The organism is Alteromonas sp. 5NW40-0090, from assembly GCF_057552975.1.
Genome location: NZ_BAAJLT010000003.1, coordinates 329,496 through 352,359 on the forward strand (window position 1 = coordinate 329,496; position 22,864 = coordinate 352,359).

16 protein-coding genes are annotated in these 22,864 nt (G+C 44.5%); 11 read left to right on the top strand and 5 right to left on the bottom strand.

Going from position 1 to position 22,864, the window contains the following annotated elements; translation table 11 throughout:
- Positions 1–14 precede the first annotated feature (14 nt).
- From infB to rpsO, 4 genes are all read left to right on the top strand, one after another.
- Positions 15–2,621 carry a translation initiation factor IF-2 gene (gene infB / locus AC27KT_RS05445; RefSeq protein ID WP_487128055.1) on the top strand — a complete coding sequence of 869 codons (2,607 nt, stop codon included), beginning with the start codon at positions 15–17 and terminating at the stop codon, positions 2,619–2,621.
- A gap of 114 nt (positions 2,622–2,735) precedes the next feature.
- Complete coding sequence (gene rbfA, locus AC27KT_RS05450) at positions 2,736–3,137, top strand: 30S ribosome-binding factor RbfA (RefSeq protein ID WP_014998173.1); 402 nt, start codon at positions 2,736–2,738, stop codon at positions 3,135–3,137.
- Positions 3,138–4,112, top strand: a complete 975-nt coding sequence (gene truB / locus AC27KT_RS05455; protein ID WP_487128058.1) for a tRNA pseudouridine(55) synthase TruB — start codon at positions 3,138–3,140, stop codon at positions 4,110–4,112.
- Between the two features lie 120 nt (positions 4,113–4,232).
- Entirely contained in the window at positions 4,233–4,502 is a 270-nt protein-coding gene (gene rpsO, locus AC27KT_RS05460; protein WP_012518257.1) for a 30S ribosomal protein S15, read from the top strand.
- 94 nt (positions 4,503–4,596) lie between these two features.
- On the opposite strand, the gene AC27KT_RS05465 is transcribed toward rpsO, so the two are convergent.
- The 3 genes from AC27KT_RS05465 to AC27KT_RS05475 all read right to left on the bottom strand — a co-directional run bounded on the left by AC27KT_RS05465 (position 4,597) and on the right by AC27KT_RS05475 (position 8,074).
- Positions 4,597–5,355, bottom strand: coding sequence for a pseudouridine synthase (locus tag AC27KT_RS05465; protein WP_487128061.1), 759 nt, complete (start codon positions 5,353–5,355; stop codon positions 4,597–4,599).
- 146 nt (positions 5,356–5,501) lie between these two features.
- Positions 5,502–6,308, bottom strand: coding sequence for a hypothetical protein (locus tag AC27KT_RS05470; protein ID WP_487128063.1), 807 nt, complete (start codon positions 6,306–6,308; stop codon positions 5,502–5,504).
- A 209-nt stretch (positions 6,309–6,517) separates the two neighbouring features.
- Complete coding sequence (locus AC27KT_RS05475) at positions 6,518–8,074, bottom strand: bifunctional GNAT family N-acetyltransferase/carbon-nitrogen hydrolase family protein (RefSeq protein ID WP_039222014.1); 1,557 nt, start codon at positions 8,072–8,074, stop codon at positions 6,518–6,520.
- Positions 8,075–8,510: 436 nt separating this feature from the next.
- Here AC27KT_RS05475 and AC27KT_RS05480 point away from each other — a divergent pair, with 436 nt between their 5' ends.
- Together AC27KT_RS05480 and AC27KT_RS05485 are read left to right on the top strand one after the other, a co-directional pair.
- The gene (locus AC27KT_RS05480) at positions 8,511–9,182 is read left to right on the top strand and encodes a 2OG-Fe(II) oxygenase (RefSeq protein ID WP_487128065.1); all 672 of its coding nucleotides are present in this window, start codon (positions 8,511–8,513) and stop codon (positions 9,180–9,182) included.
- 215 nt (positions 9,183–9,397) lie between these two features.
- Positions 9,398–11,083: a response regulator gene (locus tag AC27KT_RS05485; protein ID WP_487128067.1), complete on the top strand. Its 1,686-nt coding sequence runs from the start codon at positions 9,398–9,400 to the stop codon at positions 11,081–11,083.
- Positions 11,084–11,252: 169 nt separating this feature from the next.
- On the opposite strand, the gene AC27KT_RS05490 is transcribed toward AC27KT_RS05485, so the two are convergent.
- On the bottom strand, positions 11,253–13,838 hold the full coding sequence (locus AC27KT_RS05490) for an ExeM/NucH family extracellular endonuclease (RefSeq protein WP_487128069.1): 2,586 nt from the start codon (positions 13,836–13,838) through the stop codon (positions 11,253–11,255).
- Between the two features lie 329 nt (positions 13,839–14,167).
- Positions 14,168–15,490 (bottom strand): DUF2252 family protein, encoded by a 1,323-nt coding sequence (locus AC27KT_RS05495; protein ID WP_487128071.1) that lies wholly within the window; start codon positions 15,488–15,490, stop codon positions 14,168–14,170.
- 299 nt (positions 15,491–15,789) lie between these two features.
- Here AC27KT_RS05495 and ahpC point away from each other — a divergent pair, with 299 nt between their 5' ends.
- The 5 genes from ahpC to AC27KT_RS05520 all read left to right on the top strand — a co-directional run bounded on the left by ahpC (position 15,790) and on the right by AC27KT_RS05520 (position 22,598).
- Entirely contained in the window at positions 15,790–16,347 is a 558-nt protein-coding gene (gene ahpC, locus AC27KT_RS05500) for an alkyl hydroperoxide reductase subunit C (protein WP_425291745.1), read from the top strand.
- Positions 16,348–16,528: 181 nt separating this feature from the next.
- The gene (gene ahpF, locus AC27KT_RS05505) at positions 16,529–18,118 is read left to right on the top strand and encodes an alkyl hydroperoxide reductase subunit F (protein WP_487128073.1); all 1,590 of its coding nucleotides are present in this window, start codon (positions 16,529–16,531) and stop codon (positions 18,116–18,118) included.
- 267 nt (positions 18,119–18,385) lie between these two features.
- The gene (locus AC27KT_RS05510) at positions 18,386–20,548 is read left to right on the top strand and encodes a TonB-dependent siderophore receptor (RefSeq protein WP_487128075.1); all 2,163 of its coding nucleotides are present in this window, start codon (positions 18,386–18,388) and stop codon (positions 20,546–20,548) included.
- A gap of 9 nt (positions 20,549–20,557) precedes the next feature.
- Positions 20,558–21,094, top strand: coding sequence for a hypothetical protein (locus AC27KT_RS05515; RefSeq protein WP_487128077.1), 537 nt, complete (start codon positions 20,558–20,560; stop codon positions 21,092–21,094).
- Between the two features lie 10 nt (positions 21,095–21,104).
- A complete protein-coding gene (locus AC27KT_RS05520) occupies positions 21,105–22,598 on the top strand; it encodes a PepSY-associated TM helix domain-containing protein (RefSeq protein ID WP_487128079.1) in 1,494 nt (497 codons plus the stop codon).
- Positions 22,599–22,864: the final 266 nt, after the last annotated feature.

Sequence of the window (22,864 nt, forward strand, 5' to 3'; positions counted from 1 at the left end):
GGGAAAATTACGTAATGGCAGATGTATCTATTGAAAAGCTCGCCAGCGACATTGGTACGACCGTTGACCGATTGGTTGGCCAGTTTAAAGACGCGGGTATCTCTAAGAGTGCCGGCGATCAGGTAAACGAAGACGAGAAACAGAAACTATTGGATCATTTAAGTAAGCAACACGGCAGCGCAGCTGAACCAACGCGTATGACACTTAAGCGTAAGACAACCAGCACATTAAGTGTTGGTAAGTCTAAAGAAGTGAAAGTGGAAGTACGCAAGAAGCGCACATACGTTAAGCGCAGCGACGTTGAAGAGCAGCAGCGTCAAGCGGAAGAAGAGGCGAAGCGTCTTGAAGAAGAAGCACGTCTGAAGCGCGAAGCGGAAGAAAAAGCAGCAGCTGAAGCGAAAAAAGCCGCTGAAGAGAAAGCGCGTAAAGCTGAAGAAGCGAAGAAAGCTGCTGAAGAAGAGCGCGCACGTCGTGCTGAACAAGCGAAGAAAGAAGCTGAAGCACGCAAGAAAGACGAACCAGAACTAACTGAAGCTGAGAAAGCGGAAGCAGAAGCGGCTCGTCAGGAAGAAGAGCGTTTGCGTAAAGCGCAAGAAGAAGAAGCACAGAAGAAGCTTGAAGAAGACGCGAAGAAAGCGGCTGATGAAGCACGTAAACTTGCTGAAGAAAACGAGCGTCGTTGGAAAGAAGAAGAAGAGCGACGTAAGAAAGCAGAAGCTGAAGAAGTTCATTTGCACTCTAACCGCTATGCTCAAGAAGCAGAAGACGAAGAAGACATGCAGGTTGAGCGTTCTTCACGCCGTCGTCGCAAGTCAAAGAAAAACGCGGGTGAGCATCTAAAACAAGGCTTTAACAAGCCTGCTGCACCTGTAGAGCGTGTCGTTAAGCTTGGCGCAACCATCACAGTAGGCGAACTTGCAAGCAAACTTGCAATTAAGTCTAACGAAGTTATCAAAACGATGATGAAGATGGGCGAAATGGCCACCATTAACCAAGTACTAGACCAAGATACTGCAGTCCTAGTAGTTGAAGAAATGGGCCACAAATTTGAGCTTGTGAACGACAATGCACTAGAAGATGAATTGTTGGCAGATGGCACTGGCGGTGAAAAAACCACACGTGCACCTGTTGTAACCATCATGGGTCACGTTGACCACGGCAAAACGTCACTGCTTGACTACATTCGTCGCGCGAAAGTAGCAGACGGTGAAGCCGGTGGTATTACCCAGCACATCGGTGCATACAAGGTAGAAACAGAGAACGGCGAAATCACCTTCCTAGATACACCTGGACACGCCGCGTTTACTGCAATGCGTGCTCGTGGTGCTACGGCGACGGACATCGTTATTCTTGTAGTTGCTGCAGACGATGGCGTAATGCCTCAAACGAAAGAAGCGGTACAGCACGCTCGCGCTGCAGGCGTACCTCTTATCGTTGCAGTAAACAAAATGGATAAAGAAACAGCTGACCCTGATCGCGTTAAAACTGAGCTATCTCAACTAGAAGTTATCTCAGAAGAGTGGGGCGGTGAGCATCAGTTCTGTAATGTTTCTGCGAAAACAGGTATGGGCGTAGACGAACTGCTTGAAGCTATCGTTCTACAAGCTGAAGTTCTTGACCTTAAAGCGGTAGCTGAAGGCCCGGGTCGCGGTATAGTTATTGAATCTCGCCTTGATAAAGGCCGTGGTCCAGTAGCCTCTGTATTGGTTCAAGAAGGCCAACTACGCGCTGGTGATATTCTACTATGTGGTGAAGAGTACGGCCGTGTTCGTGCAATGCGCGACGAAAACGGTAATGAAATTAAGATTGCTGGTCCTTCTACGCCTGTAGAAGTACTCGGTCTTTCAGGTGTTCCGGTAGCGGGTGAAGACGCAGCCGTTGTTAAAGACGAGCGTAAAGCGCGTGAAGTAGCAGCGAAGCGTCATCAGAAGAAACGCGAACTTAAACTTGCTCGTCAGCAAAAAGCGAAACTTGAAAACATGTTTGCGAACATGGAGTCGGGTGACGTTAGCGAACTTAACATCGTACTTAAAGCTGACGTACAGGGCTCTGTAGAAGCAATTTCTGAATCACTTGTTAAGCTTTCTACTTCTGAAGTAAAAGTGAACATTGTAGGTAGTGGTGTAGGTGGTATCACTGAAACTGACGCAACCCTTGCGGCTGCATCAGGCGCTATCGTACTAGGCTTTAACGTTCGTGCCGATGCTACAGCGCGCCGCGTACTAGAAGCTGAAGAAATTGACCTACGTTACTACAGCGTTATCTATAACCTAATTGATGAAGTGAAAGCAGCCATGAGTGGTATGCTTGCACCAGAATTCAAGCAGGAAATCATTGGTCTTGCAGAAGTACGTGATGTGTTTAAGTCGCCGAAACTGGGCGCAATTGCGGGCTGTATGGTCACTGAAGGTAACGTTAAGCGTAGTAATCCAATCCGTGTACTTCGTGACAACGTAGTTATCTACGAAGGTGAACTAGAGTCACTACGTCGCTTTAAAGATGACGTACAAGAAGTACGTAACGGTATGGAATGTGGTATCGGCGTTAAGAACTACAACGACGTGAAAGTAGGCGACCAAATCGAGGTCTTCGAAATCGTTGAGGTTAAGCGCGAAATTTAATTGCCTTAGTTAATTCGGCATGTGAAAAACGGGGGCCGAGTGCTCCCGTTTTTGTCTGTATACAGTAAACAGATTTCACGCATGCCCTGCGTTAAATAAGGAAAGGAGAGTACAATGGCCCGTGAATTTTCACGTACCGACAGAGTCGCTCAGCAAGTCCACAAAGAAGTGGCGAGCATTCTGCAAAACGAATACAAGCACCGCGTTGGCGATATGCCTTTGATCACGGTTTCTGACGTAGATGTATCGCGCGACTTAGCGCATGCAAAAATCTTTGTGACTATCTACAACAGCACCGAAGAAGAAGGTAAGGCGCAAATTAAACAACTGGCAGAATACAAAAAGTTTATCCGCAGTATTCTAGCTAAACGTATTCGCATGCGTTCAGTACCAGATCTTCACTTCTTTGAAGATAAGTCGATTGTTGAAGGTATGCGTATCTCTAATCTTGTGTCACAGACCATCGCAAAAGATGAGTCAAAGCGCGATAAAGACGAATCACAAGAGCAGGAGTAGATGGCAAGACGTCGTAAAGGCCGTGAGATTAACGGCATAGTATTGCTTGATAAACCGCTTGGTGGGTCATCTAACCAATTGCTACAAAAGGTGCGCTGGCTGTACAAAGCGGCAAAAGCTGGTCATACAGGCGCACTTGATCCCCTTGCCAGTGGCATGTTGCCCCTTTGCTTGGGTGAAGCCACCAAGTTTTCTCAGTTTCTTCTGGATGCTGAGAAGACCTACGAGGTAACTGCTCAATTAGGCGTACGCACAACCACATCTGATGCGGACGGTGAAGTAGTTGAAGAAAAACCTGTTGAAGTAAGCGAAGAACAAGTGCGTGATGCATGTTTGGCGTTCTTAGGTAAGAGCAAACAAATCCCGTCTATGTTTTCAGCGCTTAAACATCAAGGTAAGCCGCTTTATCACTATGCACGTCAGGGCATAGAAATTGCGCGTGAACCCCGTGATATTGAAGTGTATGAATTAGATGTACTGCGTGTTGAACTGCCGTTTGTAGAAATGCGCATTAAATGCAGCAAAGGCACTTATATTCGCTCTATCGTAGATGATTTAGGTCAGAATCTTGGCTGTGGCGCCTACGTGACACGCTTACACCGTACGGAAGTAGCAGACTATCCTACTGATAAAATGGTCTCGCTGGATACGTTGATTGAAATTCAGGAATCACTGGAAGAAGGCGACTTCAAAGCTCTCGATGACTTACTGATTCCTATGGATACGGCTGTAAGTCGCTTACCATTTGTGACTATTAACGATGCGGAAAGAAACCGCTTTGATAACGGTCAATCTGTAAAAGGGGTATGTAGCGAATCACTTATTGAAGGTACGTCTTACCGCGTTTACCACGGCGAAGATACCAGTGGTCTTTTCTTAGGCGTAGGGGAAGGGGTTCTTGACCCGAAAGACCAAGGTATCCCTAAACAAGAAGTGTTTGTTAACCCAAAACGTCGAGTTGTTTATCCATTGTAGCTGCGCCGGTAAATAAAGACAGTTTATGGCTTGCTAAGTCTGTAAACGTCATTATAATACGGCGCTCATTCCGCTTTGCTGAATTAGTGATCGGCGAAGCATTAATATTAGGAGAATGATATGTCACTAACTAAAGCAGAAACCGCGAAAATTATTGCTGAGTACGGCGTTAAAGAAGGCGACACTGGTTCACCAGAAGTTCAAGTTGCTTTGCTTACTCACAACATCAACAAGCTTCAAGGTCACTTTGCTGATCACAAGAAAGATCACCACTCACGTCGTGGTCTTCTACGTATGGTTAGCCAACGTCGTAAGCTTCTAGACTACCTTAAAGGCAAGAACGCTGAGCGTTACCTTGACCTTATCAAGCGTCTAGGTCTACGTCGATAAGACTAGGTTTCAAGAAAAGCGCCCAATGGGCGCTTTTTTTTCGTCTGCTCTTGAGCTTGTTCACTCATTGCGCACAAAGTGTGATGACGTGCGTTTAATGACGCGAATCGACCTTCTCTGCTGTTTTAGTGGAGGAACGAACTGCATTTTGCATTATTTTCAACTCACGCTCAGTTAAGTTTCTCCACTGACCGGCCTTTAAATTACTGAGTTCCAAATGCATAATACGCGTTCGTTTTAGTTTGGTGACCTCGTAACCCAAAAACTCACACATTCTGCGTATTTGGCGATTAAGCCCCTGGGTGAGAATGATAGTAAACTTGTTTTTGCCGGTAGGTTTAACGATGCAAGGTTTTGTTACCGTTCCTAAAATAGGAACGCCCCGCGCCATTCGTTTTACAAAGCGCTCGCTTATTGGCTGGTTTACCGTTACTTCATACTCTTTGTCGTGCGCGTTTTCAGCGCGAAGGATCTTGTTGACGATATCGCCATCGCTCGTAAGAATAATCAGCCCTTCAGAAGGCTTATCTAATCGGCCTACGGGGAATATGCGTTCTTTATGACCTATAGCGTCAATAATATTGCCTTTAACATGACGTTCGGTGGTGCAAGTAATACCTATTGGCTTGTTATAAACAATATATACGCGGTCTGATTTGTCTGACGCTACCGCACCTACAACCTTACCATCTACTTTTACTGTATCGCTAGGGCCTATCTTAGTACCTAATTCCGGCGGCTGATTATTAACGGTAACGCGATTTTGCTCAATGAGTTTATCGGCTTCACGGCGAGAGCATAGGCCAGTATCGCTGATATATTTATTTAAACGTTTGGGCGCTTGTTCACTCATTGCGCATTAAGTCCTATTGATTTTGAAAAGAGGGCAATTCTACCACGACAACAAGAAAGGGGCGATTCGCCCCTTTGTTTATTATGCGCTGTACATCGCTTGTTGTGCTAAGTTGGTTACTCTTGGAACACGTACGTTAAGCGTTATTAGTTACCTGAGGGAGAAGGGGCGGACCCACTGCCACCCGTTGAGCCGCTTCTTGAAACAACTTTGGTGGCTATATCTCGGATTTCATTTTCCAAACTGGTGATGCGTCCAGACAAGGTTGTGTTGCGTTGTTCTAATACGGATAACTTATCGGTTAAGTTACGAACGCTTTGTTGCGCGCTCTGCTTGTCGCTTGCCGCTTGTTCTAACTGAACGTTAACAGCCAGTAACTCATCAGCCAATGAAGCTAATTGATTTTTAACTGAACCTATAGCCGCTGTTTGCGTCTTTACATCATCAGAAACGGCATTGATGTTTTTATTAAGTGCTGTTTGAACATTTCCTACACGGTCGCCAAGATCAGCGATTTCTTGTTGGTTTCGACGCCATGCTGAAGCCCATAGCTTATCCATTTGCTCCCAAAGCTCGTTTGTCTTGTTAGTCAACTCGGTCACTTTAACCTGCAAAGCAACAGTAGACTCGCCAATTTCTTCGCCTGTGGCGGAAAGTTTGTTCTCTAACTGCATGATTCGCTTTTCGGCCTGCTCAGCCACAGCTTTTTGTTGTTCAAGCATGGTAAACAAGTAATAGCATCCTCCGCATGCCACTAGCGCAATTAGAGCAACTAATACAATCCAAAGCCCATTGCTGCTGCCGTTGCTTGATGCCCGACGGTTAGCCGAAGAGGGAGATGAGGACGTGGCTGCCTTTGTTGGAGCCGCTTGTCTTTTCGTCTGGTAGTCTCGACGGTCTTCTTCATCCAATCTAATGGTTGGAAACTCATCGCTTTTAGAATTATTTGCCATAGTAAATTTGTAATCTCTTTATGTAGCGCTCTCTTAATGGTGTCGACATCTTCTATATGTTCAAGAGAGCACATTTTTCTTTGCGCACGAATTCATGTTATCGCTAAATTAAGGGAAATTCTACGGCTTATGTTGAATGTCAATAAACATAAGCCAAAGAATTTAAAATTCGAGTGATTAAGCCGCTTTATTAGCGAAAAAACATCTTGTTAATTTTTATCGCCAATCCACTCCACACGGTATAAATCGCGACGTCGGTCTAGGTAGTTTCTAACTGAACCTTCATTTTGCAATTTAGTCAGTTTGTCTAGGTCTAAATCAACAATCAGCGTCATTTCAGTGTTGGGTGTAGTCTCTGACACTATAGCATCATGAGGGAAAGCAAAATCACTAGGGGAAAATACGGCAGTCTGTCCATATTGAATATCCACGTTATCAACTTTGGGCAGATTTCCTACACTTCCTGCAATTGCTACGTAACATTCATTTTCGATAGCTCTTGCTTGTGCACATCGACGGACACGCAGGTAGCCATTTTTTGTATCCGTCCAAAAGGGGACAAACAAGATTTGCATCTCTTGGTCGGAAAGAATGCGCGCCAACTCTGGGAACTCTACGTCATAACAGATTAACACGCCAATTTTTCCAAAGTCGGTATCAAATGTCTTGAGGCTGTTTCCACCCTTCATGATCCAGTCCTCTTTTTCATGAGGTGTTGGATGAAGTTTGTACTGGCTCTCAATGGTCCCGTCCCGTTTGCAAATATAGCTAACGTTATAGAGCTGTTCATCTTCTACCACAGGCATTGAACCCGCGATAATTGTAATATTGTATGACACCGCTAAATGCGATACGGCAGTTAAAATTTCATCAGTGTAAGTAGCCAAATGCCAAATAGCATCGATGGACGAATCGGAAGGACTTAGACCCATTAATGGCGCGTTAAAAAATTCGGGGAAAAGGGCGACATCACAAGAATAATCTGACAGTGCGTCGACGAAGTACTCAACCTGCTGTAACAGCTCCTCAACATTATTAAAATAACGCATTTGCCACTGAATACATCCTATGCGCGCACTTGATTTTCTACTAGCGATCAATGACGGCGTGCCAGGCTCGTAGTAAATGTTGTGCCATTGAAGCAGCGTGGCATAACCCTTCGATGCTTCATCTTCAGGGAGGTAGGCGGTCATTACTTGCTTAACTTCAAAACCGTTTGATAGTTGAAATGTCAAAATGGGGTCGTAAATATCCTTGAGTTTAACTTGCTCAATGTATTCATAAGGCGACAGTTCATCCGCATAGTTTCTATAATTGGGTATACGGCCCCCAGCCATAATTGATTTTAGATTTAAGTTTCTACATAGTTCTTTGCGCGCTTCATAAAGACGCCGGCCTAAGCGAAGGCCGCGGTATTCTGGGCAAACAATTACCTCTACGCCATAAAGCACATCACCATTCGGATCGTGCGTTGTTAGATAGGCATCACCGGTTATTTCATCGTAACTATGTTTATCACCGAACTGGTCGTAATCAACAATAACTGAAATGGCAAAAGCAACGACTTTCCCTTTATCTTCAATACATATTTGCCCTTCAGGAAATGTGGTAACTTGCGCTTTGTAGTTAGAATAAGGCCATGCGCCTCCAACGTTAGCGTATACCTTATCCATTAACGCTTTTACGTCGTTGTAGTCGTCCAACCTCAAGTTTCTTAAGTCTAGATGATGCTCTGTTTCTTCTATCTGTGTTTGATCTTGACTCATGGGTTACTCTTTTTGCTAAAAAATTCTGATACGTAATTTGTATATTTCTACTTAAACGCCTTGCAAGTGGTTTTTCAACTGTTAAATGCAGCCGCGTGTTTCAAAGAATGAGACAAAGGTGACGAGGAAACGTGAAAAGCGCTTTCACTCAACATTCTTAAAATATATACCTCGGATTACTTATTGATTTAGTTCACCTTTTATGGAATTTACTGGTGCATCAATGAATATGAATCAAGCAAGAATCGTGCGACTTTTCATCGTCAAGTCGAACGACAAAAAAATTTTCTTCTATCGATAAAAAAATAGCGCAGAAAATAAGTGGCGATGCAATTGTCATAGGGCTCAACCCCGAGTATAAGTTCGCAAACTTTTTAACGAATACAAGCACCCTAACTGCACGGTTAGTCAACCGCTTAAAGGTAAAGATACTCTGATGAATAGAGAACAACTTGCGTCCTATCAGCCTCTACATGTTTTCGATGAAGCCATATTTGAAAATGTCGTTGATGACTTAGTCACTAAAGGCTTTTCTATTCAAGAGAATGGTTTACCTGATTTTATTACTCAGGCACTTTTGTCTTGCCAGAAATCAATTTCCGAAGCTGAATACAAAAGAGCAGGCATTGGTCGAGCAGAAAATTATCAACAAGCTGAAAAAGTGCGAGGAGACGAAATTTGCTGGATCACAGGGTCTTCTGAAGAAGGGGCCTTGTGGCTTTCGTGGTGTGAAGCCATGCAACTATACATAAATCGTTCGCTTTTTATGGGGCTTTTTTCTTTTGAAAGTCATTTTGCCTGTTATGAACCCGGTAAATTTTACAAACGCCATGTAGATGCGTTTAAAGGGCAGGGCAATCGTGTACTGTCAATCGTTGCTTACTTAAATGATAAATGGCAAGAAGACGACGGTGGAGAATTGGTGCTTTATGCTAATGATAATGACGAAACAGGCACAAAAATTTTACCAAATAAAGGCACATTCGTGGTGTTTCTCAGTGAAGCCTTTCCCCACGAAGTATTGCCTGCGGTAAGACCGCGTCATTCTGTTGCAGGGTGGTTCAGGGTAAATGGTAGTGTTAACGATAACATCGACCCACCACGCTAGTATCTAAAAAACAATACTTATGTATAATACGGTTTTGCTATATATCTGTTGTTATGAAGCATGGCTTAAAATCAACGCGTGGCATAAGCGCTGGCAAGTTACGCGCTGACTGTGCAGTTAGAAGCCATGTTTCACAGATGCATAGTGTTATCCACAATAGGCTGCACTTACGCTATTGTGTTGCTTAGGGAAAAGATGTAAGAAGTGATTGGCTAATGCTGGAAAAAATACCCGCCCCCACCCCAAGAGAAGAGCTACACGTGCTGGTTATTGATAACCAAGGGCTAGTGCACGATGTTGTTGCATCAGCATTACATGAAGTTGGGATTAAAAACGTAAGTAGTGCATTTAATGCATTTCATGCCAAAAGGCTTTGTTCGGCAAGACAATATGATTTTGTTTTACTCGCGTTTAACGTAAGTCACGATAAAGATGGTTTTCACCTTTTCGAAGAATTAAAACACCTCAATCACATCAATGACACCACGACGGTAATTTTTCTCAGTGCAGAGACCTCCCCAGAACTCGTTAACTGTATTGTAGAGCTACAGCCCGATGACTTTTGGGTTAAGCCACTACAACGCAACAAGATTGAATCTCGTCTGGAATACCTTATTCAAGTTAGACTAAAGCTTCATAAAATGTTGCATTGTATGCATGCTGGTGACTATTCCACCGCAATGTACTATGCGCAGCGACAGTTGAAAGACCCCTCGCTTTCTGAATACCACACCCGAATAAAGCGGCTTATTGGCGATTGTTTGCTGCAGCTTCGCGATTATGAAACGGCAGAGGATTACTTTAGAACACTCTTACAAAGTATGGACCACGCATGGGTTCACATTGGTCTTACCCGTTCGCTACTGCGTCAAGATGAACTCGAAGAAGCACAGTTACTGGTTGACGATCTGCTCCAGCGACCCGACACGCGATTCCTAACTTTTGATTTGCTCGCACAATACTTTATTGAAAAAGAGCAGTTTGATATTGCTTACGAGCAAATGAAAGAAGCAAGTCGACTTGCTCCCCGAAACATTGAACGCAACAAGCGTTTATGGGATCTCGCCAGACTTAATCACGACAAAGCCGGTCAGCTTTCTGCCGTGCAAAATATGGCCAAGTTTGCCAAAAATTCAATTCACGATTCGCCGCAACTAACACTTAATGTTATTCGCTCAACTATTGATTTGGCCACAAGCTTAGGTAATGCAGAAGGTGAAAAGTACTTAAAGCGCGCAGAGTATGAACTGGAAGAACTTAGGCAGCAAAAAGGTATGCAAAATCAGCTCGCCGAGCAGATTGATGTAGTTAAATCGCGAGTGTTATGCCTAAAAGACCAGAAGCGTGAAGCTGAAAAATTAATGGAGGGGCGCACTGCATCTACCGATGGGCTATCGATGGAAGACAGTTTAGACAAAATGAAAGCGTTTCATGAGCTGGGCATGCGTGAGCACTGTGTCAGCATTTTGGATAAATTGAGAAAACAGATTGAGGGCGATACATTTACTTCACAAGTGGTAAATGAGTACCTTAACCAAGAATCGATAGAGCGTACCGAAATTCAGTTTACCACGAAAGAACTAAAACAAATGGCGGCAGTGAACTACAAAGAAAACCGTCTTATCCCTGCGTATAACAATTTGCAGCAGGCGCTAACGCTATCACCAAAAGACAAGCAAATTGCGTTAAGCTTGCTTAAAGTCATTACTCAAATGCATCTTGATGGTGGGCTAAGTGAAGAGCAAATGAAGTCAGCGCAGCGAGCGGCCAAACTACTCTGTGCAGAAGAGCTATCGGCGACTCAGGCAGATAAACGCGACCAGTATATCGCTCGTATTGGCATTGAAATCGACGATACTAATGCTGCTGATTTAGTTGGTATGGTTGTAGCAAAAGTCTAACTTTTTGCATGTTCACTGTGTGCGGACCTTTTTAACAGAGCAGCGCCTGACATTCATTTTCAATCGTCCTATAGTCATAGTTCTATAATAATTGTGAGACAAAAACTAAAAAAGCTGCTCTGATACCAGAGCAGCTTTAACGTTTAAAAGAAGTTAAACTTTTCTTTTTTTATTTATTAGCAGCAGAAGTGCGACGACGAAAGCCAATCGCTGCAGCTAGCAGAGCAAGGATTCCTCCCATTGCTCCACCTGAGCTATCATTGCTTGCTTCTTCCTCTTCTTCAACGACATCTGCTTGTAAATCGAAGGTGGCGATGAAGGGATCGTGGTCTGAGCTTCTAAATGGACCAACGTCAGTGAAAGCGTAACCGTCTTCATCCGCGTAATAGCGAAGCGCTTGATCGTACTGCAACTGGTAAGCTTCAACTGAATTGATGTTCCAGTGAGCACCGTCAATGGCATCTTCAAGCATGGCTTCACTTGCTAGTACGTGATCTAAACTACCTACCTGTTCAGTTCCGTAGAACCAATATGAGAAGCCTTCTGCATCAAACTCTTCAGCCAAGTTGTGATAGCCGAAGCTAGACTCTACGTCCACTGACGAGCCTTCATCCATACCGGTATTGACCGCAGTCGTAATAGTGTATCCACGAGACTCAGGTGTGTAATCGGTAAGTACAGCTACTGGATCTTCAGCGCTATACGCGTTTAAGTCGCCTAAGATAACCTTGCGCTCGGGTAAGCTCTCATCACTTAATGCGTTGCCAAGCGTTATAGCTGCCGATACACGAAGTGCGTTACAGCTGCCTTGAATGGTCGTGATTTCAGACGGCGCTTCTACCAAGTCTTCGGCGCATTGACCGCCTTTTGATTTAAAATGGTTCACGGCCACAAGGAAGGACTTGCTGCTTTCAGTGTGCACGAACGATTGAAGAAGGCTTGGGCGCATGCGTGCCAGGCTATCTTCATCAATTTGTTGCTCTGGCATAGCGACTATCATAGCGTCGTTTTCTGGGGTTACTACTGAAGCTTTGTATAACAAGCCAACAGTAATCGCATCCGTACCAATTTCACTGCCATCACTGGTAGCGATGAATGAGTATTGTTCGGTTTCACCAAGTTCAGCGTTAATAGCATTAACTAAAGATTGGATAGCACTATCTTCTCCAAAACCATCGTTTTCTATTTCCATTAAACCGACAACGTCTGCGTTGAGGTTAACGATAGCTTCAACGATACGACCCTGTTGCAATTCAAACGCCACTTCATCGTCTGCGCCGCGGTTTTCGTCATAATCGAAAGTTACGTCGCCATTTGCATCTACTTCACCATTAAAGTAGTTAAGCACGTTGAACGTAGCAATAGATAGGTTACCTTCTGCAACCACTGGGTTTGCTTCGCGAGAAGACGTTACTTCGATAACGTCGCTTGGATTAATTCTGTAAGTGCCAAAACTGTAGTTTAGTGGGCCAGCAGCAGAAACCGAATCACCAATGCGAATGGCATTAGCGTAGCTGAAAGTAGGGAAGTAATTAAGAGCATCTGGGTACTGCGAGCTGCTGTTATCTTCGATGGTAAGAAGGCTTGTCTCGCTCGCTTCTTCTGCCGCAGTATAAGCTTCTGACAGAGGCGCAGCTACGTCGCTTGGTTGGCGTTTAATTGTATCGCTAACAACGATTTCACCAAAACGCCACAGGTTGTTTGTACTTGTCACTGTTGCATCAGTCACGCTAACAACCATTCCTTCAACGGTTTCAAGGTCAAGTTCGTACGGCATAGAAAGTTCTACCGCTGCTACAGCATCCGCTGTACCACAGTCAAGTGCAGCCACATCACTATCCATAGCAAGTGTGGTCATACCGTAGTTTTCTTCTACTTCACCGTAAAGGCGAACCAGGTTACCTGTTTCAACGTCAACGGAACCTTCTACAAATAAGCCTTCAGACGTAGCGTCGTCAGCGTCGTAATCAGACGATTCTTCTTGGACAAAGAAGCCGCCAGCGCGTGTGCCGGTTATAATAGCTTCAATTATAACGCTGTTGCCTACCTCAGCAGAGCTGCTTTCACTGCCCTGAATAGCACTAATTAGTGTTGCCTCTGCGCCACAAATGCCTAGTTCAACAGCGGGCTCTTCTGGCACTTCAACAACGTCATCGCTACCTTCAGTGGTAAATGTACCAGCAGGAAAAGGCGTTTCAGCGTCTGTATTAGTGGTTGAGCCATCCAGCGCGTCAACACCACTGTAAGACCAGTTAGCTACTTCGAAACTGCCGCCGTTTGCGGTTTGGCCTGACGTACGGTACGCCCACCCATCAAGGTATTCCCATGCAGTGCCGTTACCGTCGGTATTGATGTCACCAAATGTATCAATAACGCTGCCATCTTTAAAAAGCTCAACTGCGTCGTCACCATTAATACCCATTGCCGATGTGTCGTAGTCTGGCGCTGAACCGAAAAACGCAGTAAAACCTTCAACCTCTGAGGCGACGTAGATGTAGCTGCCAGCGCTTGCAGAAACTCCAGCTGGAAAAGTAAACTCCTCGCCATCTGTGCCGCCACCATTGTTTGCACTGCCTATGCCATAGGCAGATAAATCAGCAATATCGTTGACAACGAATAGTTCTACGGCTTTTGGAACACCACCGCTTAACGGTCCATCGATAACACCGCTAATGACTAAATCGTTAGCTTGGATGGCGGTTGAAGAAAGTGCAGAAATGATTCCTGCAGATAGTAAAGTTAATGATGTTTTCACGTCATTTTCCCTTTGTAGTTTTCATTATTTTTAATTCACATAATTACTGTTTCTGCTTTTGTCGAAATAGAAAAAACAGAGTGATATGTGAAGCGCAATTTTCTTATTGCTTGAACTACACTAAGGGCATTTGTAATGGATAGGAATGACTTAACCTTATTCAAGCTGTTTTTAAAATATTGCTTAAATATCAGGTTCTTATCATCTACAGGTAAGTTTACTCATGCCTTTAACTCTTAACCAAAAGCTAATATAGGTGTTAAATAATGCTAACGACACGTCTATGACAACAGTTCGCCTGGTAAAAAATACGCTTTTTGTTGATATCTTTATTTCAGCGCACGAGCGAACAGCGCATGATCATCAACTACTTGTTCTGTATAAAGATTTGCTATTTTCACAAGCAGGCTTTTTACTTGAGAAAAGGATGTAGACGCTGATGAAGCAAATCGTGTGCTTCTTCTATCACCACGGCAATGGGCTAACGCAAGGCTGTATCCGCACAATTCAGCATAATATTCAAATCCGCCATTTATTGCTTTATTACCCATTGCAATGTCTTGAGGGTCGACTCCCACTTTGGCGTGATGTCTGGAGCGAACCAGATAATGGGCGTTTTCAAACTTAACTTCATCAAGCACTAAGTCGGGTTTTCGTTGCATTCTACGTTGGCAGCGGGCAGTAAGATGCGCAGCGTTTAATTTATTAACTGGATTAATATCGGGGAAGTAATAAATAGGCGCCGCAACACGTTGTTGCTTAACTTCTACAATATGACAATGCGCAAAGCTTGCTGAATTATGTGGTTTTGCTGGTCCTACTAAAAAGTAGTAGCGCGCCATATTTACCGACCCAGTGCCCGCATCAAGGCGTTTCACTATATCGACTACCGCATCGTCCATGTAGGGAGCAAAAGCTTCTAGTAGCGTGGCGTATTCTTGTGGGCTTAGGGTAGAAAATTTCTCACTGTTGGCCTTAAACCCCAAGGCCTTGCCATCAAAATGAACGGCTTTAGCCAGCGCACTTTTAACCGTGAAGTCTTCTCCTCCTGCACTGCGGGCTTTGGCTTTTTTATATAGTTTGGTCAGCTTGCTTGGCACCGCATTTGGGCAATAGTCTATGGCTTCGTTAATCACCATAGCGTTTTCTACTACCTTGCTACAGGTTTCTACATAACGCTCAATAAATGCGTATTGCGCATTAATAACCTGCTGGTGGCTGACAACAGGTTTAGTGATGTCTATGTTATCGCACGCATACTTTCCATCAACGGTGCCCAGGCAATGTATCTGGGCAAGGTGCAATGAAGTGAGATAACGGAGCACATCCCAATGTGCTTTGCCGACACACGCATCATCAAAGTCGTTGGGTGAGAAGATCACTGTATCTCCGTGAGACCCTTCTTCTGTGAGAAAACCAAAATTAGAGGTATGACAGTCTCCCATCACGCTAGTGAGGGGAATTGTCTCGCATTCTTTAGGAAAATTGATAAGGCCAGATTTTATATCTGCGTAAAACAACTGCGCACTGCCTCTGTAGAAAACAAAGGGGCTGGCTTCCATTTTTGCATGCTTTGCCAAAGTGCGAGATGGCGAGTGTCCATCGATTAGCATTAGTTCGTCTGAGATGCGCTGTAGTCGGGAATGGGTCATAGTTTTCTCATTCAGCAGGGTTTAGCCCTTGAAACCGTATTGCAATGCAATCAATCTATTTTGACTCAATTTTCATCGTTCAATTCAATAACCTGATTAAGCGATTCATTTTTACCAATTAGTTTTTTGTGATTGTGCGCGCTATTCTTATCACCAGTTTCAAGAGACATGAATTTTGCGACAAGTGATTATATTCACAAAACTGCAAAACCATGTCGACACAATAAACGTAAAGTTTGTATTCGCATGTATTTAACGTGCGAAAATAATTTAAACCAAATGGAGAATTAAACATGGCATTGATTAATACTGCTATCAAACCTTTCAAAGCAACTGCATTTAAAGACGGCGAGTTCGTAGACGTAAGCAGCGAAGACATCAAAGGTAAATGGGCAGTTTTCGTATTTTACCCAGCTGACTTCACATTTGTTTGTCCAACTGAGCTTGGCGACATCGCTGACAAATACGAAGAACTTCAGTCACGTGGCGTAGAAGTATTTTCAGTATCTACTGACACTCACTTCACTCACAAAGCATGGCACGATTCTTCTGACACGATCAACAAGATCAAATTTGCAATGATTGGCGACCCAACAGGCGAAATCACTCGTAACTTCGATTGTATGCGTGAAACCATGGGTCTTGCTGACCGCGCTACATTTGTTGTTGACCCAGAAGGCATCATCCAAGCGATGGAAATCACTTCTGAAGGTATCGGCCGTGACGCAGATGACCTAGTACGTAAAGTTAAAGCTGCTCAGTACGTTGCAAACAACCCAGGTGAAGTTTGCCCAGCTAAGTGGAAAGAAGGCGAAGCAACACTAGCACCTTCACTTGACCTAGTAGGCAAAATCTAAGCAGCACGCTTAGCGCTTAATATTCGTAAGCTCAGCGCTTTGTGCATTGCACAGTATTAAGCAGATAATTTGTAGGGGGTGGGTCTCCACTCCCTGATATTAATTTCCAATTTCCGCTTATGTTGTTGACCCTTCAAAAGGTTGGCGGGGATCGGCGTGTCGAAAATAAGGCAGAATAACCGTGTTAACTAAAGAAATTTTACAAGCATTGAAATCATATGCAGAGTCAATGCAAAAAAACGTAACCTTTGTCGTACAGACCGGTGAGCATAGCAAGCGTGAAGAGCTTGTGACGTTTCTGTCCGACATTGCTTCAGTAAGCGAAAAATTAAACGTAGAAGAGCGTGACACGAATGGTCAGTTGCGCAGTGCAATCAGCTTTTTATTGGAAGCTGACGGCGAAGATACGGGAATTCGTTTTTCTGGTATCCCTGGCGGTCACGAGTTTAATTCGCTTGTACTTGCCATGCTGCACGCAGCGGGCACTGAACTTAAGCTAGACGATAGCGTTAAGTCGATGGTGAAAGCGGTGAATGAACCACTTAATTTTGAAGTGTTTATTAGCTTAAGCTGTCACAACTGCCCTGAAGTCGTACAGGCACTTAATCAATTCGCTTTGATCAATCCTAATATCAAGACCGAAATGATCGACGGCGGGTTATATCAAAATCTAATTCAAGAGCGCGACATCCAAGGTGTTCCTAGCGTATACCTTAATGGCGAGCTATTCGCGAATGGTAAAGTTGATGCCTCTGTGCTTATCAACAAGTTAATTGAACGCGACCCTAGCCTTAAAGAAGCAAACAAAGGCGATGCGTTACCACTTCAAGACGTAACGGTTATCGGTGGTGGTCCAGCAGGTGTTGCATCGGCGATTTACAGTGCCCGTAAAGGCCTTAAAGTTGCCATCGTTGCTGAAACTTTTGGCGGCCAAGTTAAAGATACTATGGGTATCGAGAACCTTATTTCAGTACCTAAAACAACGGGCCCTGAGCTTGTCGGTAATTTGATGGAGCACGTACGCGATTACGATATTACGCTTAAAGAGCACGTACGCGTTGATAGCATTGAGAAAGGCAATATTAAAACCATTACGCTTTCTTCTGGCGAACAGATCCGCACTCGTACGGTTATTGTCGCGACAGGCGCACGCTGGAGAGAGCTTGGTGTTCCGGGCGAAAAAGAGAACATCGGTAATGGTGTAGCGTACTGCCCACACTGTGACGGCCCTTTCTTTAAAGGTAAAGACGTAGCGGTAATCGGCGGTGGTAACTCAGGTATTGAAGCGGCACTTGACCTTGCAGGCATCGTAAAATCGGTGACGGTATTTGAATTTATGCCAGAACTTAAAGCAGATAAGGTACTTATCGATCAAGCTCAAAAGCGCGATAACATTACCATTATCAAGAATGCGGCGACCCGCCAAATTACTGCTGAAAATGGCAAAGTGAACGCAATTGAATACCAAGACCGCTCAACTAACGAAGTGCACACCCGTGAACTTGCAGGTGTATTTGTTCAAATTGGACTAGTACCTAACAGCCAGTTTTTGAAGGGCACGGTAGATATGACGCAGTATGGCGAAATTATTGTTGATACTAAGTGTCATACATCTGAGCCGGGCATATTTGCAGCCGGTGACGTAACAACAGTCCCGTACAAGCAAATTGTTATTTCGATGGGTGAGGGCGCGAAAGCATCGCTTGCTGCATTTGAATATTTACTAAGTCACGAAGTAGTTGAGTCTGAACAGGAAAGTGAAGCGGCATAGTCATTAGCCTTTCATTTCTCAAGAGAGTTAAAGCCGAGCTAACGCTGTTAGTTCGGCTTTTTTGTATGCGCGTATCGTTATGTTACTTAACAACCCCGGTTAACGCGTTTTCTGTTACTTATTGATGATAATGTTAATGATACTGGTTATCATTTGTGTAATTTTTTGCTAAATTAGACGAAAGTACTAATACAGCCTTCAGTTCACTTCATTCTCGTAATAGGCGAATTGATGGGTCTTAAAAATAAATCACAGAAAGCACTCAACATGAATAAGAAATTACTCAGCTTGGCGGTAGCGGCTATCTTAGCGTCTCACGCACATGCTCAGGAAGATGAAAGCGGCGCTGGCTTAGCTATAGATAAGCGAGAAGCTACAGCGGAAACAGCAGAAGCGAATGCAGTAGAAAAGATTGAAGTAGTGGGCATGCGTTCTCCGTTTGGCGCAACAAAAACAAATACCCCCATTGTTGAACTCGCCCGTACAATTTCCATTGAAACCGCATTAGATTTAAAGCAAAAAGGTGTGTTAAATCTTTCTCAGTCTGCCACCTATATGGCGGGTGTGACGGGGGAGTCATACGGATACGCCACCCGAGTCGATTCAATTTCTTCCAGAGGATTAAGTATTCCGCGCTATCGCGACTCAATTCAAGAGTTGTTTGGCAGCTATAATTCTACGCGAGCTGAAATTTACACAATGGAACAGGTTGAGTTGCTTAAGGGGCCTGCCTCTGTACTTTACGGTCAGGGCTCTCCCGGTGGCATAATGAACTATGTGTCAAAAACGCCGACGTTAGGCAAAGGAAGCGAAGTGGTGATGTCCTACGGAAACTTCGACCGCGCGCAAGTTGGGGTAGATGTAAACGGCAGCCTGTCTGAAGATGATAAGTGGATCGGGCGTTTTGTTGGTATATATCGTAATGCTGATTCTCAGGTTGATTACGTTAGCGATGACACCCAAGTCTTCATGCCGTCGCTTTCTTTTATGCCTTCTGACGAAACAACGCTAACGCTTATCGGGTTATTCCAAGATACTGATAGCGATACAGCGGCGCAGTTTATTCCAGTGGAAGGCACATTATTGCCCTTGGCTGACGGCACTTATTTACCCGACCAGGATGTTTACGCAGGTGAACCAGGGTTTAATAAATTTGCTACTAAGTCGAATCAAGTTACCTTGCTTGGCGAGCACTTGATTAACGATACAACGTCACTTTCATTTACTGTCTTATGGCGCGATGGTGAGGCAGACTACCACCAGGCGTGGCCCACTTTTACGGGCGGTACTCGCTATCTAAACGCTTTTGTAGGGGCATCGGTAGCGCCTACCGATACCTTTGTGCCGAGAACGTTTTATCAAGCAGACAATACGTTTAATCAACACGCTTTTGATATTCGCGTAAACAAGGGCTTTGTAACGGGCTCTTTCGAACACGAGTTATTAGCGGGTGTACAATATCAACATGTTAAAACTGACGCTAATTCTGCTTATTATGCTGGTGGCGGGGTATTACAAGGTGACTTCAGGTACATTCTGGACTTAGCCAACCCCGAGTACACAGGCGCACCAGAGCAAGCCATATTCGACGCAATCTATAACGATGCGCCTGAACAGACGGTTACGGACACCGGGTTATATCTATCAGACCAAATTTCCTATGAAAACTGGCGAGTAACGCTAGGTCTACGTCACGACCGCGTTGACAATGATACTGGCGTAACTGAGCAGGATGACACGCAAACATCTTACTCAGCTGGAATTTTGTATCGCTTTGACAACGGTTTTTCCCCCTACCTTAGTTACGCTGAGTCGTTCGAGACGGTAGTGGGATTAGATAACAATAACAACCAGCTTCAGCCAGAAGAAGGCCGTCAATACGAGGCAGGGATTAAGTATGAACTCTCGTCAGTTCCTGGTTTTATCACGCTGGCGTATTACGATATTGAAGTTTCAAACCTTCCTAATCCTAACGGATTACCAGACGAAGCGGCGCAACAGCAAGGCGTAACGACCATTGAAGGGTTTGAGCTAGAAGGGCGCGTAGACTTTGGTCAGATAACAGCGCAGTTTGCGGCGTCGGTCATGGATGCAGAAGATCCTAACGGTTTTTCGTTGTCAGCACAGCCAGACAGCAATGCGTCGTTGTGGGTAAATTATTCTCCACTCGAGCTTGAAGCGCTGACCGTAGGAGCAGGTATTCGCTACGTGGGAGAATCAGTTTCTGAGAATGGTGTCATCAGATACGACACGCCTAGCTACACCCTTGGTGACCTGATGGTGTCGTACGAGCTAGCAGATAATTTGAATTTGCAGCTGAATGTAAGAAATGTGACCGACAAAAAATATCTCACGTCCTGCTTATTCAGAGGTGACTGTTTCCCTGGTGTACGCAGAACAGTGAACGCGTCGCTAACCTATTCGTTTTAAGGATTTATCATGCTTTCAGTTGCAGCGGGTGGTTTAACACTTGCAGCCTTAGGTGTTATTTATAAAAGTTGGCGCGCTCAAGCGTCAACGTATCTTTATTTAGGTCTTGTCGTATGGTTGGTTGCAGCAGTGTGCTGGTCTTATGCTCAGGGGTGGGAATTTGGCGTGCTGTATGCGCTGTGTATCCCTTCCATTTTAGTGTGGCCTTTTATTGCGTTTAACCAAACGCATTTACCTCAGCCAAAAAATGTACCTCAGCCGAGGAGCTTTAACTTCTCGCGACGTACAGTTCTAGGGAACATCGCAAACTACATAGTGGTGCTGGTTGTTTTATTGGTTGTGAGCGTGTTATTGACGCTAGGAATATGTGCGTTACTACCATTTTCAATAGCAGGGAAGTTGGCTACTGGTATCGTGCTGTTGCCAATTTTGTGGGGTCTTATTGTTTATCACTACCTTGCCACCGCCCACAAAATTAAAGTTGTTGTTGCTTACGCAGTTTTGGCTGCGCTTTGCCTACCAATACTTATTTTCTTCCCCATGTAGGTGAATATCGATGGATAAAATAACAAAACAAAATGCATTAAACGCACATACTTGGGTAGGCGTTTTTCTAAGTGTACTTCTCTTTTTGGTGTGCTTATCTGGGACAGTTGCGGTTTTTCACTTAGAGTTTGAACGGTGGGAACAGCCGCATATTGAAGAGATGGAGAATGTTTCCCCACAAGCAATTGAAAAAGCGATGGATAGTTTCCTAGCTCAATATACCGAAGAAACTCACCACCTTTACGTGGTATTCCCGACATCCGACATACCGAGGTTAGTTGTTGAAAACGACCACGTTGCGTATTTTGCTGATAGCGAAGGTAATCTGCTGGAAGAAGAAAGCGTGGCCTTCACCCAAATGTTGGTGGACTTGCATTTATATTTAAACCTGCCGCATAGCTGGGGAATGATTTTAGTCAGTGCTTTAGGTGCCATTATTTGCACCTTGGTTATTACAGGCATCATCGCTCATAAAAGGATCTCAAAAGATGCATTTAAAATTAGAAGAGGCGGCAATGGTCAGCAAGCACAGATTGATTTGCACAACCGCTTTGGTCTATGGGCAGCGCCGTTTCATTTAGTCATCGGCATTACGGGAACTTACTTTGGTTTGGCCGGTGTTATTTTAGCGTTAGTTGCCACTGTAAATTATGGCGGAGACAGAGACGCTGTAATCGACCAAATCTTTACGCCAGATCCTATCATCGCCCCACAAGAGGGTAAACCTGCTATAGGAAAGGCGTTTGGTCAAATGGAAACGCTAGCGCCCGAAAAGTCGCCAATCTTTTTAACGGTGCACGAGGTCGGTGAGCCAGAGCAGTTCATTGAGATATATGCGAAAGCTCCGAACAGAATGATTTACGCCGAAGGCTATCGTTTCGATACAGCGGGAAATTATATCGGCAACGCTAGTTACGAAGATGGAGAGTGGGGCAAGCAGTTGTTTTGGGCCATGTATCGTTTGCACTTCGGTGACTTTGCCGGCATGACCAGCAAATGGTTGTTTTTTATCCTTGGCGTTATGTTAACTATGCTTTGCGTTTCTGGAATGGAAATTTGGCTGTCTAAAAAAGCACACCCACCTTTGGCAAGTCGGCTTTGGTATAGCATGGTCTGGGGAAGTGTCAGTGCGTTGGCTCTAACCGCCGTGGCTGATATGTTCTTTGCAGGTCCACTCATAGCAGTATTTTGGGGGGTGATGGTGCTTAATACTGCGTTGACAGTAGCAATAAAACGCTTAACTAAGCCAATCTGGTTACTAATTTCGGGGCTTAGCGTACTTGTTTTAATCCTTGCTTACGTGGCTGTTCATGGCAATGCTGCATTTACTATTTCTTCACTGCAACTCAATATTCCTATGGCGGGCTATGTCATTTGGAGCTTATACCGCGCACGCACGTTAATAAAACGCGCTAACGCTAATCGAGCAGAAGCGAAGAGTGATGGGAAAGATTGTGATGCGCAGGAGGACCAAGTTAATAGTATAGAAGAGGCGCGTGTTTAAAAGTACAAAATGTTGAGCGCTTTGGTAGCGCCTAACCATAGAAGCGGTTAGGCGTTAATTGCGCTTTTTCCTTTTCCACGTTCCGCCGTAGAGATAACCCGCGCTATTCGCTGCCTGTTCCTGGCATGTTTTACATACAATCAACCAGCGCTCACTATCGCTGGTTTGCACTCTATACTGTATGTCATCTGCTTTACCGCAGATATCGCAAGGTTTTGGCGGTCTAACTCTACTTTTTTTGCCCATTCATACTTCCGCGATGCACT